This window comes from Pseudomonas sp. S2_C03, from assembly GCF_054668405.1.
Genome location: NZ_CP162766.1, coordinates 247201 through 261962, shown reverse-complemented (window position 1 = coordinate 261962; position 14762 = coordinate 247201). Strand labels below are relative to the sequence as shown.

The window sequence follows — 14762 nt, the reverse complement described above, 5'->3', positions numbered from 1 at the left end:
AGCGAGGGCCGTTTCCAGGCTCGACCTGGAAACGGCCCGGATTACCGCCCGTACACCTTCTGCAACTGCGCCTGGGTCAGTGCATCTTCAAAGGGGACCGGCACCGACTTCACCGCGCCATACAGGTTGCGGTAGCGCCAATAACTGCCCTGGTTGGCCAATTGATAACCGCGCTCGACCACCCGCTGACCATCCAGCACATAGCGCAGGGTTTCCTGGGCGGCCTCCGGTGGCGCCGGCAGCATCAGATCGGCGGCCAGAACGCGCATGGACTCGTCGATGCACTCATCGAGCACCGCCGTGACCTTGGCCAGTTCCAGGCTGCCGTCGTCGATGCATTGCTTGCCGCAACGACGGATCGGCTGGCTGGCCACTTCGATGCGCATGCGGTACAGCGCGGAACCTGCGATGTCCTGGACCTGCACCTGATTGACCAATATGAAACTGCCACGGTCCGGGGTCAGCATCAGCTTGGGCTCAATCAGCAGCCGCGCGGTGACGGCGCCCTCGCCCTGCTTCAACCCGGCCACTTGCGATGCCTGTTGATAACGCTGTTGCAAGCGCTCCTGCAATGGCACGCCGGCCAGCAGATCGGCCATCGGCCGCGCTTCCTTCAACGCCACATTTTCTGCATCGCGCTGCAAGCTGCCGCTGCCCATCTGGGTGTTGATCAGGCTCGCCACAAGCAGCCCGGCCAACCCGGCAGTGTTGCCGGAGTTGGCGATCAGGTTGTGGCTCGAAGACGCGGCATCCTGTGCCACCTTGGCATCGATCACCGTGCTGGCCCCGACAAATGCCTGTGGCAGTTGCAGGTCCACTTTCAGCCCGTGGGCCTGGACATAGGGCGCTGCACCCTGGGAGCGGAAACCGGCTTCAGGGGCCGGTTTCTGCGCACACCCGGCCAGCATCAACAGCAGCGATGCCGCCACTACGCGCAACGAACCGTTCATTGTTCGAACGGCGTGATCATTTGCTGACGGCTGGTATCCATGGCCTGGTAGAAGGCGTTGGACAGGTTGGTATAGGTCGGCTCGTCCCACTCGCCCTGGGCGGCTTGCACCACGGCAAAAGGTTTGAACCACAGCAGCTTGTTGTCCGCCAGATCGACCACCATGCCCTGCCCGGTCACTTGGGCCATCGGTACGCTGGTCGGCACAAAGCCGTAGTAGCTGCGGGTGGCGCCAGTGGCAAAGACGTTTACCAGCAACAACCGATCAACGCCGTAGGTGGCCTTGAGCGGGGTCAGGTCGCGCACGGTATAACCTTCACGGAAACTGATTTTCTTGTAGGACTCCAGGTTGACTGGCTCGTTGATGCGTTTGACCTTGTAGCCCTTGGCCTCGAGCTTGGCGACGATGACATCGGGCAACGTGTTGAGGTCGCGCACCTGCCATTTTTCGACGTTGTCACTGAGCTTGCTGTTCACGCCCTTGTTGATGGCGTAATCGAGAATCCCCTGGTTGCCGGTCAGGGCCAGCACTGGCGGTGGCACTACCGTGATGGCCACACCGACGGTCGGCTCCTTGGCATCCCAGAATTGTTGATCCAGTGGCACTGGGGGTTGAATGTTGGCGCAACCGGTGAGGGTCAGGCAGGCGAGCAAAGTGAGCGCCGCCCACGTACGAAAAGCGTGAAAGGTCATGAATCAAATCCCTATGAATTGAAAACGTCGCTGTCTGTATCGGCAGCGACGGCATCCCTCAATAGTGGCACATTGACATATTTTCTTTCAACCTCTCGGGATCAGCGGTCGGCGTTCGTCTGCGCTTCACTGATGATCTGACGAATCGCCCCGACGAACGTCTCCACTGGCTGCCCACCCGTAACCGCGTATTGGCCGTTGAACACCACCGTCGGCACCGAACTCACCCCTCGGGACAACCACAGTTGTTCTTCTTCGCGGACCTCGCCCGCGTACTCATCCGAAGCCAGGATAGCTTCGGCCCGTTGCGCGTCGAGGCCGACACTTTGCGCGATCAGAGCCAACTGGCCGTGGTCGGACGGATTGCCGCCGTCGCTGAAATACGCCTTGAACAACGCTTCCTTCAAATTGAACTGCAACCCTTCCAGCCCGGCCCAGTAGAGCAAGCGGTGCGCGTCGAAGGTGTTGTAGATGCGGCTGTTGCCATCCGTGCGAAAGGCAAACCCGACCTCGGCGCCACGGGCACGGATCATTTCGCGATTCTTCTGCGATTGTTCGGGCGTGGAGCCATATTTTTCACTGATGTGTTCGGTAATGTTCTGCCCTTCGGCGCCCATCTTCGGATTGAGTTCGAACGGCTGGAAGCGGATCTCGGCCTGCACTTCATCGCCCAGCTCTTCCAGGGCCCGGGTCAGGCCGTACAGGCCGACGACGCACCAGGGGCAGGACACGTCGCTGACGAAATCGATTTTCAGGGGAGTGCTCATCACGGACCTCGCAGGGGGCAAAGTCCAAACATACACCCGGCTCCCCTGTAGGAGCGAGCTTGCTCGCGATGGCGGTGTGTCAGTGGGCATTAGTGTTTCTGACACACCGCATCGCGAGCAAGCTCGCTCCTACAGAGACAGTGGCTGCGTTGCGGTAATCTGCGCCCAATGCGAGGTGTCCTCGCGATGCGCCTGCAAGTACGGCAACACTGCCGCCAACAGCGGCGCCTTGAAGGCTTCCTGGAAGCGATGGGCCAGACCGGGGATCAGGCGCAACTGGCTGCCCTGGATATGCGCGGCCAGATGCACCCCGTGCATGACCGGCAGCAACGGATCGGCCGTGCCATGCACCACCAGCGTCGGCACGCGCAACTGATTGAGCAGCGCCACCCGACTCGGTTCGGCGAGAATCGCCATGATCTGGCGTTTCACGCCTTCGGGGTTGAAGGCACGGTCATAGGCCACGGCCGCCTGCTGCAACAAGGCCTGGCGATCATCGCTCACCGTCGGGCTGCCCAGTGCCGCAAGCAAATCGGCCTGTTGCTCCAGCGCGACCTGGCGATTCGGTGCGCCACGACGCGACAGCAATTGCACCAGCGCTGCACTCGGTGCCGGCAGGCCTTCGGCGCCGGAGGTGGTCATGATCAAGGTCAGGCTTTCCACCCGCTGCGGCGCCATGGCCGCCATGTGCTGGGCGATCATCCCACCCATGCTCGCACCCAACACGTGGAACTGTTCGATGTGCAGGGCATCCATAAGGCCCAGCGCATCGTCGGCCATGTCCGTCAGCGAATACGGTGCCGCCACCGGCAGGCCCAGTTTGTAGCGAAGCACTTCAAAGGTCAGGTTGGCGTCGATGGGCGCCTGACGCCAGGTCGAGAGCCCGACATCGCGATTGTCGTATCGAATCACCCGAAACCCCTGCTGGCACAGCGCAACCACCACCTCATCCGGCCAGTGAATCAACTGTCCACCCAGGCCCATCACCAGCAGCAACGCGGGGTCCGAGGCACGACCGATGCTCTGGTACGCCAGGCTCACCTGCGCCAGATCGACCCGTTCGGTCGCAACGTTGACATCGCATCGAGACGCCGCCAGAGATGGCAGGCCGAACAACAACGCGGCCACAAAAACCGCGGTGGAAAAAAAACGTGCACACATGAAAAAACACCGAAACGCAGAACCCCAGTAGAGCGCGAGTCTGATGAAGTTCGTTCAAGCGCGCTGCCACAGTTGCGTGACAGTTTGATGAAAATTGCCCAGCGGTCGTCTGCGCGTCTGCGCCTGCCGTCATAACTATGTAGTGCCAACGCCCGCCAGAGGTTTTCTTAAATGGCTCGCTCACGGCGGATATCCCGCCCCCACCGAGCCAAGCCCCATGATTGATAGACGCCTGCCCAATCTACCCACTCCCGAACTGCTCGCCCTCCCGACGCCCTCACCCCTGCCCCGGCATCATGACGAACGCTTGATGCTCAGCGCTCTAAGGCGCTGGCGTGACAGCGCCGAGGGCTTGGGAGAACTGGCCGCCAGCGTACCGACCAGCCACGACATAAACGCGCGCGTGCTCACACAACCAAAGACCGACCCACAGCAGGTCCTCAACGAATGCTGGCGCGACTTCTGGAGTGCTCGCGCTGCGGGCACAGCGGTCTCGCGGCAATCACGGGCGATCGAGCTCTACCGTCAGCATGTCGAGGCGGCTGCCGATTGGTCCTTCGCCCACAGAACCATCAGCGCGCAGCAGCACCAGACGCTGCTGTCGATCATCGATTCCGGCGAATCCACACCCAACCCCCAACCCATTCGGGCTGAACAACTGGCACTGGTGCTCAGCAATCAAAGCCGCATCAAACTCACCGGCGCCTGGGTCATCAGCCTCGAGCAATCGACGGATGGCGGCCTGTTGCTGTATCTGCCCAGCCGGCCCATTGCGATTGCGAGCTTCGAACAGCGCAGCGCCCTGGAGCAATGGCTGGCTCGCCAGGCACTGGTGCCGCAGGGCCTGCCCAGCGGTAACCTGCGCATCGAATACACCGCACACCTCGACCCGATGAGCGTTGGCGCCAGCGACCTGTTCGCCCACTATCAACAGGCGCAGGTCAACGCATTGCGCAACGGCACCCTGGCCCTGTCTGACGAGGCATACCCCAAGCGCCGCAACAGCCCCGTCATCGCCTCACCGCCCCGGCTCGAAACCTCGCAATCGCAGGGCGACGAACAGCCGCTATTCGGCAGCCTGTACGCCGACATCCCGTGGTCCGTGCGCGAGACCGCATTAAACCGGCAACGCAATGCGCTCGACGCCTTGATCCAGGCGATGGGCGATGGTGCGGACCTGCAACCGTTGCACGATGCGCAGCAAACCCTGGAGAAGGCCGAGCTGGATGCGGACGCGGCTGCGGCAGCCTTGCTTCAGCATCCGCGCCCCGCCAACTTCGACCGCACGTTCACGGCGCTGCTCGATGCGCACAGGGCCGGGCTGAAGGCCGAAGCCTCCCTGCAACGGGCGCTCAAACAACTCGATGAAGATGAATACAGGCAACTGCTGGCCGTGCTCGACGCTGCCGACACCGGTTGGGTATCCGCCAGCCTGAGCGTGGCAAAAGTGACGGACGAGCAAACGACTCATGCCCTGCACGGTGCATTCATCGTCACCGTGGCTGCCGCGCTCGCCGATGCCGATTCGCCCCACAGCGTGTTGCTTTACTGGCCCGGAGCCGGCGGCGGTCTGCAACGTTTCGCCAATCGTCGCGAGCTGGAGCGCGTGATGTTCAAGATCGCGCCACAGGACAAGGTTGCCGCCTTGCACGTACACCCCCTCAGCGGCGACGCGCTGGAACACGGCCTGAAACAACTGACCAGCGACTTCGAAACAGGGGCCAGGGCCATCGCCGACGATGCACCGCAGCGTGCCGAACAACTGCAATCACTGCGCGCCAACGCCCTGGCAGCCTTGCAGGTGCCCGTGGACGCGGCCCGAAACCTGGTGTGGGCGCATCGGCTTGAACAGGATCGCAGCGTCGCGCTCGCCGCCCATTTGCCCGACTGGCTCGACAAGCTGTCGATGGCTGATCGCGGTGAACTCAAAGCCCTGATCGAGGCCTACCTGCCGGCGATGGCCCACAGCCACGAGCTGCTGACGATCGCTCTGGAACCGCGCAACCAGTTCACCCGTAAACACCTGCAAGCCCGTTTGCGCAAAGACTTCTCGCTCAAGGGCGCTTTTGATGTGCAACTGGATATCCCCGATGCCGTCACCTGGGAGACACGCTACAGCGCAGGCCCCACCGGACCGGTGCCGACCTCCGTCATGGTCGCCAGCCCCCAGCGCAGCAGGATGTCGCTCGAAGCGTTGGCGCAACTCAATATCGACAGCAAGCAGTCGGTGCAACAGGATCCCTTGTCACAGCGCATGGTGCTGATGCACCGGCAAATCACCGCCGACGATGACAAGGAACGCGTGCGCCTGCTCAACGGTTTAACGCCCACTTACCTGCGCAAAGTCATCCCCGAGCTGGACCTGCCCAACGCCTACGAACGACGGATCATCGAAGCTTTCAGGGGCTCGGCCAGTGAAACATCGTTCGTACGCGAGCACCGCCGCGAATGCCTGATCGAACCCTGGCGATTGATGCTCAAGTTGCAGGGCGAATGCGCGCGGCTGCAGAAACAGATCAATCGTGACGATCTCACCATTCTGGGCATTGCCATCGACGCCAGCACCCCGGCGGACTGGCGCGTCGATGACCGACGTATTGTCCTGCTGCCAGCGCGCCTGACGGTGGGCGGCAAGGACACACCCGATGAAGGTCCGGTGACCTTGTCTGGCGTAACGTTTATTCAGGAACAGGTCAGCGGCACGACGTTACTGTACTTGCCTGACAGTCCCGATGGTCAATTCCTGCGCCGCTATGACAACCTGGAAATTGCGCGCAAGGCTTTGTTCAACCTGTGCCTGCAAGACAGGATGCTTGAGTACCTCGCCGGCCGCGCATTGCAGGGCGATGTCCGGGCGCATGAAAGCCGCATCAATGAAGCGTCGCTCAGGCACTTCGATGCAATGATCGGCATCGGAACGCCCTGGCCGGCATCCACCTCGTTAGCTGCACATTTGCTCGATGCCCATATGGGACGGCTGATCATCGCCCATCGCGACACGTCTCGCTCCAACGCCACCCTGCAACTGGAGCGTTATGCGCTGGAAGGCCCGCGCGCCTTCAACTACATAAAAATGGCCTTGGGCATGTTGCCTTTCGTCGGCACCGCCATTGCCCTCTACGACGCCTGGACGGCGGCAAACCAGGCAACAGTCGCGTTTCTGCGCGGTGAGGTCGGTGACGGTGTCGCGCAGTTGCGCACGGTGCTGCTTTGCCTGATCGACGCCGCCATGGACCTGCTTCCGGGCGAGGCAGCCGTGTCTTCGCTCGCGCCGGCGGCCCGGCAACTGACCCGTGCTCGCCAGTTGCGGGCACTGACTGCTGGAAAAGCCGCATGGTCCGCACCATCAACGCGCCACGAGCGCCATCTGGCGGCCCGCTTCGCCGGCTACGAATACGAACGCCCGATCTCGTTGTGGCCAGTGCAACCGGCTACCCACGGCCTCTACCGCCATGTCTATCGGCACGCCGACGGCGATTTCATCGTGCGTCAGGGCCGCATTTTCCAGGTGCAACTGAGCAACCACTCGCGTCAGTGGCGTCTGCTCGGCAACAGTCGAAAAACCTACCAACAGCCGATTGCCCTGGATGAATCGGGGCGCTGGGACACCTGGTTCGGGGTCTACGGCACGACCTTCGAGGGTGGCGGCCGGGGCGGCGGAAACCTGCCCGGGCACCTGGCCAGCGCGCTGGACCCGTTATGGCCTGAAGCGATTCGCCAACGGCTGCCGCGCTGGTGGGTCGACCGGACGTTCCGTCGCCACCATGAGTTGACCGAGACCGCCGACTCCATCGCCCTGAAAATCGATGCCCAGGTCAAACACACGGATGCCAGGCTGGCGGCATACGACGCCAGCCCGGAGCGTGTTCCGGCCTTGATGGACGCTGCCGAAGCGGCCTGCATCGCCGATATTGAACTGGGCAACAGGTACTATCAGACACTCGCCGAACTGCTGCCTCTCACTCACGGCAACAAGCGCCGGGTGCTGGTGGAGTTTCAGAGCAACGGCGCACTGCTGCTGACCGACCGCTACAGGCGCCGTCTGATTTTCGACAATCATCGGGTGCAACCGCTGCTGGACCGCGCCGACGACCTGACGGAAACGCTGGATGCGACACCGGTGGAAGCGCTCACGAAGCGGCTGGTGCTGCTGGAGGACATCAGGAAACTGCGCCTGGATATCCTCAAGTCGTTCGATACGATCGAGGCCCGCCGGGGCGATCTTAATCATTGGTATCAACGCATCACCCTGGGCAGCGACAGGGCGCAGATGACCGCGCAAGTCAACGAACTGAACACGCGTTTGAGCGAGTCGAACATTTTGTACCTGCGAACCGGACATCTGCTGGAAAGCGTGACCCGTTACGACAGCACCAGCGATCTGTCGTGGTTCCTCCTGCAAAACCAGACCCAACTCAAACGCGCCCGGGTCGACCGGGCCTTGTTCACGCAGTTCAGCCTGCCGGAGGTGACCGCCACTCGGGCGCAGCGCAACCAAATCCTGCTGGACTGCATCGAACAGTACCGTCAGTTCCGCCGCGACATGAAAGCCTGGACTGCCAGTTATCCGCAGCACTTCCATCTGGAAGCCGTCTCCCCCCTGCTGGATGCCCTGGAAAAAATGACCGAGCGCGCACGAAAGGGCCTCGACCTATCACCGCCCGCCGCGCCATCCGGCCAGCGCACGAAAAAGGTGTTTTTGACCGAAAACGATCAATGGTTGATCGGTACCGAGCGCACGGAACCGGCAACGGGTCAGCGCCAGTACACCCTCACCGGGCAGGACGGCCGCGTGGAAATCTGGGAGCCGGCCTCCGACGGTAAATCCCGCCTTTTGAACCCGCAACCACAACTGGCTTCACCCGCACCCAGGAGCCTGGAATCGCTAGTGACAGAGGCGCGCAAACGCCTCAACGCACAACCCGCCTACGAAACACGTGTGCAGTCCTACGCGTCCCAGGACATGCTGCCGGTCGACCTGGAACACATGATGCTCAGCGAAGCCAACGAACTGACCCTGCGCGCCCGCAGCATCGAAGAGCTGGCGCCGCAAAACGCTCTCATCGCCCAGCTCAGGGATAAGGCCGCTGAATTGACCGCCACCGGGCGCGCACTGCGAACCCGCCAGTCGTTGAAGACCCGAGCCCCTACTGACGGCATGCTTGAAGATCTGATCGGCCAGGGCGTGGTCGAAGTGCGCAAGGTGAGCCCAATGAAAAACCTCGGCAAACGTCGCGATGGTCGCACCGATCATATGCAGGAGTACGAAATCTGGGACCTGTCGCAAACGCCTGAAAAAGTGGTGTGGTATGCACATTTTCACTACGCCAAGGCTTCGGCGGCGTTCAGTGCCTTCGAGAAAGCTCATTTGAAACTGCCGGAACACCGCTTCCTGACCCACGCCCACAATGCCGACTTGCCATACGCCGACATCGGCAAGAAGTCGGCGGTGTTGCCGTATTTTGAAACGCTGTGACCCTGCCCTTGTAGGAGCGACGTCGCTCCTACAAGGTGAAGTGCATCGTCGGAGAAATTCGACAGACCCACCCAACATGAGACAAACTCAACATGTCCGCACTGACATCAAGTTTTGTTCATGGAGCCCCCGGTGCTTGAAATCCGTCACCTGAAAACCTTGCACGCCCTACGCGAAGCCGACAGCCTGGTCGATGCGGCTGACCGCCTGCACCTGACGCAATCGGCGCTGTCCCATCAGTTCAAGGAACTGGAAGAACGCCTGGGCATGCCCCTGTTCGTGCGCAAGACCAAACCCGTGCGGTTCACCAGCGCCGGGTTGCGCCTGCTGCAACTGGCTGACGCGACCCTGCCGTTGCTGCGCGGCGCCGAGCGCGACATCGCGCGGCTGGCCGGTGGCACCGCAGGACGTCTGCACATGGCGATCGAATGCCACAGCTGCTTTCAGTGGCTGATGCCAACCATCGACCAGTTCCGCGACGCCTGGCCAGAAGTCGAACTGGACCTGGCATCGGGCTTCTCTTTTGCCCCCCTGCCCGCCCTCGCCCGTGGCGACCTGGACCTGGTGGTCACGTCCGATCCGCTGGAGATCGCCGGCATTACCTATGTGCCGCTGTTCACTTATGAAGCCATGCTGGCGGTCGCCAACCAGCATCGCCTGGCGAGCAAGGGGTACATCGTCCCTGAAGACCTGCTCACGGAGACCTTGATCACCTACCCGGTGGAGCGTGATCGGCTGGACATCTTCACCCGCTTCCTGGAACCGGCCGACATCGAGCCGGCGCAGGTGCGCACCTCGGAACTGACGGTGATGATGATGCAATTGGTCGCCAGCGGCCGTGGCGTGTGCGGCATGCCGCACTGGGCGCTGCATGAATACAGTGCGCGAGGCTACGTGAAGGCCAAGCGCCTGGGCGAGAAGGGATTGTTTGCCACGTTGTACGCGGCGGTGCGCACTGACATGCTGGATGCGCCGTACATGCGCGATTTCCTGCTGACAGCCAAGGACACTTCGTTCTCGACCCTGGACGGTGTCAGTGCCGTCAAATGACCGCGTGAACGCTGTTGATCACGCGGCCTTGCGCTGCTCCAGCATCAACCGCACCGCCAGCCCGGACAGCACGAACCCCATGAAGTAACGCTGCACCGATAGCCAGGTCGGGTTATTGACGAACCAGGACGCGATGCCCGCGGCGAACAACGCGATCAACAGGTTGACGCTGAAACTGACGCCGATCTGGGTCAGGCCCAGCAGGATGCTCTGGGTGAACACCGAGCCATGCTCTGGCGAGATGAACTGCGGGAACACCGACAGGTAGAACACCGCGATCTTCGGGTTCAGCGCACTGGTCAGAAACCCCATGCTGATCAGCTTGCGCGCAGAGTCGGGCGGCAACTGCTGCGCCTCGAACGGCGAGCGCGCGCCCGGCTTGACGGCCTGCCATGCCAGCCACAACAGGTAGAGCGCACCGGCCCACTTCAACACTTCATAGGCCATCGGCACGGCGAGAAAGACCGCCGTCAAACCCGCTGCGGCAGCGAACAGGTGCACGAAAAACCCGGCCACCACACCGAGCAGGGACGTGACCCCAGCCTTGCGACCCTGGCAGATCGACCGTGAGATCAGGTAGATCATGTTCGGCCCCGGCGTCAGCACCATCAGCAGCGCGGCAGCGGCGAAGATCAGCAAATCGTGAAGCGGGATCATGGGAACGGTCCTTGGTCCGTGAGTGATCAGGCGATCAGTGAGGCTCGATAAAACGGCAGGATCCAGTCGCGTGTCAATGGCGCCAATGTCAGTCCGCTCTCGGTGGCCGGGTCGATCCAGCACACCTCTTCGATTTCCGCCGCCGGTGTCACGTCGGCGTCAATCGACAGTTGAAAGAGTTCAGCCTGCACGACAAAACCCGGCTCGTTGGCCGCAGGCGCCGAGAACTGTCCCAGGAAAGCGGCCTGCGCCGGATCGACGATCAAGCCCAGTTCTTCTTCCAGCTCACGGGCCAGGGCCTGTACCGGTTGTTCATGGGCCTCGATCTTGCCGCCCGGTTGCATGAACGCCAGAGTACCGCGCTTGCGCACAAGGAGGGTGCGACCGTCGGGACCGATCAACAGGGCGGCGGCAATGCGGATAGTGCGCGCGGAGAGAGTCATGGGGAGTGCGACCTTGGAAAAGCCGCAAGCATCGCATGAGTCCACCGCATCGTCATCCTGCCCACGCCCCTGTAGGAGCGAGCATGTCGAGGCGTCGAACCGTCGCGATGGACTCAGGGACGCCGCGGGCACTCAGACAGCCAGCGTGATCGTTGACGACCATCGCGACGGTTCGACGCCTCGACATGCTCGCTCCTACAGGGAACAGGGTTGAATCGGGGGAGCGGTTACGCCGCTTCCTGAAAATCCATCTCCGGTGGCTGGCGACGGAAACCGCCGGTCAACACGGCCAGGTAGACCACGCCAACCGCCAGCCAGCTCAACCCCAGGTAGATCGCCAGGTGATCGAGGCTGACCATCAGCCACAGGTCCGCCGCCAGGCCGATGAAGGGGAAGAGCAGAAACAGGACGAACTCGCGCAGGCCTTTTGTCTCGCCGCCGATCCAATAATGAAAGATCACCGACAAGTTGACCAGGCTGAAGGCCAGGAACGCGCCGAAGTTGATGAACGAGGTCGAGGTGGTGACGTCAAGCTTCAGCGCCAGCAACGCGACCACGGCGCACAGCAGGATGCTGTTGATCGGCGTGCCGAAGCGTTCGTGCAGGGTGCCGAAGAAGGATTTGGGGAGCACGCCGTCGCGGCCCATGGCGAACAACAGGCGCGAGCCGCTGGCCTGGGCCGACAGCCCCGAGGCGAACTGGCCGACGATCAGGCCGATCAGGAAGATCGAGACGAACAGGTCGCCGCCGATGTTGCGGGCAATTTCATAGGCCGCCGAGTCGACGCTGTCGAACTGGAACGAGGGGTGCGCGATCTGCACGAAGTAGGACACGCCGACGAAGATCAGGCCGCCGATCAGGGTGATCAACATGATCGCCCTTGGGATGGTGCCGCGCGGGTCGCGGGTTTCTTCCGTCAGGGTGCTGACCGCGTCGAACCCCAGGAACGAGTAACAGGCAATGGCCGCACCGCTCATGATCAGCGGCATCTGCATGTCACCATTGAAGAACGGTTTCACCGACCACAGCGGCGTGCTTGCATCGCCCGCCACGTAATGCACGCACAGCGCGACGAAGGCAATCAGCACCAGGAACTGCACCAGCATCAGCAGGGCGTTGACACCGTTGGCCAGTTTCAGGCCGACGATGTTGATCGCACTGGTGATGCCGATGAATGCCAGCACCCAGATCCATTGCGGCACCGCCGGGAACGCGGAGTACAGGTACGCCGCACCGATCAGCCAGATGGCCATTGGCAAAAACAGGTAATCGAGCAACACCGCCCAACCGGCAATGAAGCCGAGCTTGGGGCTGATGGCCTTGCGCACGTAGCTGTAGGCCGAGCCGGCCACGGGAAATGCCGAGGCCATGCGCCCATAACTCATGGCGGTGAAGAACATCGCCACCAGTGCCGCCAGGTACGCCGCCGGCACCATGCCTTGGGTGGATTGAGCGAGGATGCCGAACGTGCCGAGCACGATGATCGGCGTCATGTAGGCGATGCCAAACAGCACCACCGACCCCAGAGAAAGGGTGCGTTGCAAACGAGCCATGAGCGACTACTCCGCGATTATTAGATTTATGGCAGAACCGAGTTCGGCGTAGGTATTTTTGGTGTTGCGTTGTTGTTATTGGATGAAGGGTCAAACAGTCTTGTTGGCTGTGCGGGCCTCATCGCGGGCAAGCCCACTCCCACAGGGATCTTTGGCGTTCACAGAATCTGTGGGAGCGGGCTTGCCCGCGATGGCGCCAGCCCGAACACCCCAAAATCCGGATCAGCCCTTGGGAATCATCAACTCCCGCAATCCATCAGCATGTTCTACCAACTCCCCCGGCAACTTCAGTCGCTGGTCATCGAGGTAGCGATAGTCCTGGCGGGCCGCCGTCAGCTGATTCAGGTCCAGTTCCACCGCGAACTGCCCCTCATCCCGACCGGCTTCGAACAACAGCGTGCCCAGTGGATCGACCAGCGCACTGCCGCCGGCAAACAGCAAGCCGCCATCGCCCTCTTCCACCCGGTTGACCATGACGGCGAACGCCTGGTTTTCCTGGGCTCGGGCCATGATCGCGGTGCGGTGCGTCGGGCCGTAAGGGTCCATGTTGCCGTTGGTGACGATCAGCAGTTCGGCGCCCAGTTGCGCCAGGGCACGGGCGCTTTCCGGGAACTCGATGTCGTAGCAGATCAGCAGCCCGACTCGCACGCCGTTCCACAGGCAGGTGGCGTAGCGGTCGCCCGCCTCGTAGACGCCACGATCCGAGGCCCACAGGTGGGTCTTGCGGTATTTGAGCGCGATGCCTTCAGGCGTGATCAGCAAGGTGGTGTTGAAGAAACGACCGTTGTCGTGCTCGGCCGTACCGATCACCACGGCGATGTGGCGCTCACGGGCGGCGGCGACAATGGCGCTGACGGTCGGGCCGTCCAGCGGCTCGGCGACGCTGGCCACGGTGTCGGCCGACGGGAAGCCCATCAGGTGGCTTTCCGGGAACATGATCAATTGCGTATCGGCGGCGCAGGCGGCAATCGCGGCCAATGCACGTTCGAGGTTGTAAGCCGTGTCGTTGTCACGGCCAGCCAATTGGGCGAGTTCGACCTTCATCGGTATTCCTTGTTCTGGTGGCCGGGCAGCAGAAAGATTGCCCGGCCTGTGTCTGTGCGCCAGTATGCGCAGCAAGTAATCGGTCAGGGAATCACGCGGCCGGGGTAACACCATAGGGGTACAGCCATGACACTCTCGCTGGACGACATCGCCTGGCACCGCTCGGTGGGACAACTGATCGACGCCCTGGACAAGCCCAACTTCTGGACGCAACTGGTGCGCCTGCTCGATCAGTACGTGCCTTGCGACAGCTGGGTGGCGCTGCTGTTCAGCGCCGACCAGCACCCGCAGGTGTTTGCCGAATGCCCGGGCGTTGATGGTGGCCCGGATCAATTGTTCCAGGACTACTTGCGCGGGCTGTACCTGCTGGACCCGTTCTACATCGCCTGTCGCGAGCAATCCCGTACCGGTCTTTACCGTCTGTCGGAGGTGGCGCCGGAGCACTTCGAACTCACCGAGTACTACCAACGATACTTTCGCGTGAACGTCGTGGCCGACGAAATCCAGTTTAATTGCCAGCTCGAAGGCGAGCGCACGCTGTGCCTTTCACTGGGCAGCAAACAGCCCTTCAACGCCCAACAGATCGCCCTGCTATCGTTGATCCAGCCGTGGGTGCTCGGCCTGTTGCGCCAGCGACTGCCCTATGAAATCAACGAGGTGGTGGCCCTTGCACCCGCGCCGATGCGAGGTGACTGGCGCGTGCAGCTCGAAGCCTCCGTGCAGCAAATCAAGGGCGCGCAACTGACCGCCAGGGAGCTCGATGTCGGGCGCCTGATGCTCAGCGGCTGCTCGAGCAAAGAGATTGCCCGCAAGCTGGAAATCTCCATCGAAACTGTAAAGGTCCACAAGAAACACATGTACAGCAAACTGGGGATCAAATCGCAGTCCGAGCTGTTCTCGATTTTCCTGCAGGCCCAAAGCGCCTGACGCTCCCCGTGCCTGGCGACCGTTGATCGAAAACCACAAAAA

The 14762-nt window shown here is 62.0% G+C and carries 11 protein-coding genes; 3 read left to right on the top strand and 8 right to left on the bottom strand.

Annotated elements, in window-relative coordinates; genetic code table 11:
- Positions 1-41 precede the first annotated feature (41 nt).
- The 4 genes from AB4N64_RS01235 to AB4N64_RS01220 all read right to left on the bottom strand — a co-directional run bounded on the left by AB4N64_RS01235 (position 42) and on the right by AB4N64_RS01220 (position 3570).
- On the bottom strand, positions 42-950 hold the full coding sequence (locus AB4N64_RS01235) for a hypothetical protein (protein WP_460121281.1): 909 nt from the start codon (positions 948-950) through the stop codon (positions 42-44).
- Positions 947-1642: a hypothetical protein gene (locus tag AB4N64_RS01230; protein WP_460121279.1), complete on the bottom strand. Its 696-nt coding sequence runs from the start codon at positions 1640-1642 to the stop codon at positions 947-949. The genes AB4N64_RS01235 and AB4N64_RS01230 overlap by 4 nt, the downstream gene beginning before the upstream one ends.
- 101 nt (positions 1643-1743) lie before the next feature.
- The gene (locus tag AB4N64_RS01225) at positions 1744-2409 is read right to left on the bottom strand and encodes a DsbA family oxidoreductase (protein WP_460121277.1); all 666 of its coding nucleotides are present in this window, start codon (positions 2407-2409) and stop codon (positions 1744-1746) included.
- Positions 2410-2538: 129 nt separating this feature from the next.
- Positions 2539-3570 (bottom strand): alpha/beta fold hydrolase, encoded by a 1032-nt coding sequence (locus tag AB4N64_RS01220; protein ID WP_460121275.1) that lies wholly within the window; start codon positions 3568-3570, stop codon positions 2539-2541.
- Between the two features lie 217 nt (positions 3571-3787).
- Here AB4N64_RS01220 and AB4N64_RS01215 point away from each other — a divergent pair, with 217 nt between their 5' ends.
- Positions 3788-9046 carry a dermonecrotic toxin domain-containing protein gene (locus AB4N64_RS01215; RefSeq protein ID WP_460121273.1) on the top strand — a complete coding sequence of 1753 codons (5259 nt, stop codon included), beginning with the start codon at positions 3788-3790 and terminating at the stop codon, positions 9044-9046.
- A gap of 132 nt (positions 9047-9178) precedes the next feature.
- Positions 9179-10096 carry a transcriptional regulator MetR gene (gene metR / locus AB4N64_RS01210; RefSeq protein WP_460121272.1) on the top strand — a complete coding sequence of 306 codons (918 nt, stop codon included), beginning with the start codon at positions 9179-9181 and terminating at the stop codon, positions 10094-10096.
- Positions 10097-10114: 18 nt separating this feature from the next.
- Here the strand turns inward: metR and AB4N64_RS01205 are convergent, their stop codons facing one another.
- The 4 genes from AB4N64_RS01205 to AB4N64_RS01190 form a co-directional block, all read right to left on the bottom strand.
- The gene (locus AB4N64_RS01205) at positions 10115-10753 is read right to left on the bottom strand and encodes a LysE family translocator (protein ID WP_460121270.1); all 639 of its coding nucleotides are present in this window, start codon (positions 10751-10753) and stop codon (positions 10115-10117) included.
- A gap of 26 nt (positions 10754-10779) precedes the next feature.
- A complete protein-coding gene (locus AB4N64_RS01200) occupies positions 10780-11196 on the bottom strand; it encodes an NUDIX hydrolase (protein WP_460121268.1) in 417 nt (138 codons plus the stop codon).
- Between the two features lie 227 nt (positions 11197-11423).
- On the bottom strand, positions 11424-12749 hold the full coding sequence (locus AB4N64_RS01195) for an APC family permease (RefSeq protein WP_460121267.1): 1326 nt from the start codon (positions 12747-12749) through the stop codon (positions 11424-11426).
- A gap of 222 nt (positions 12750-12971) precedes the next feature.
- On the bottom strand, positions 12972-13793 hold the full coding sequence (locus AB4N64_RS01190) for a carbon-nitrogen hydrolase family protein (RefSeq protein WP_460121265.1): 822 nt from the start codon (positions 13791-13793) through the stop codon (positions 12972-12974).
- A gap of 126 nt (positions 13794-13919) precedes the next feature.
- On the opposite strand from AB4N64_RS01190, the gene AB4N64_RS01185 reads away from it, so the two are divergent.
- Positions 13920-14720 carry a helix-turn-helix transcriptional regulator gene (locus AB4N64_RS01185; RefSeq protein ID WP_460121264.1) on the top strand — a complete coding sequence of 267 codons (801 nt, stop codon included), beginning with the start codon at positions 13920-13922 and terminating at the stop codon, positions 14718-14720.
- The last annotated feature ends 42 nt before the right edge of the window (positions 14721-14762 follow it).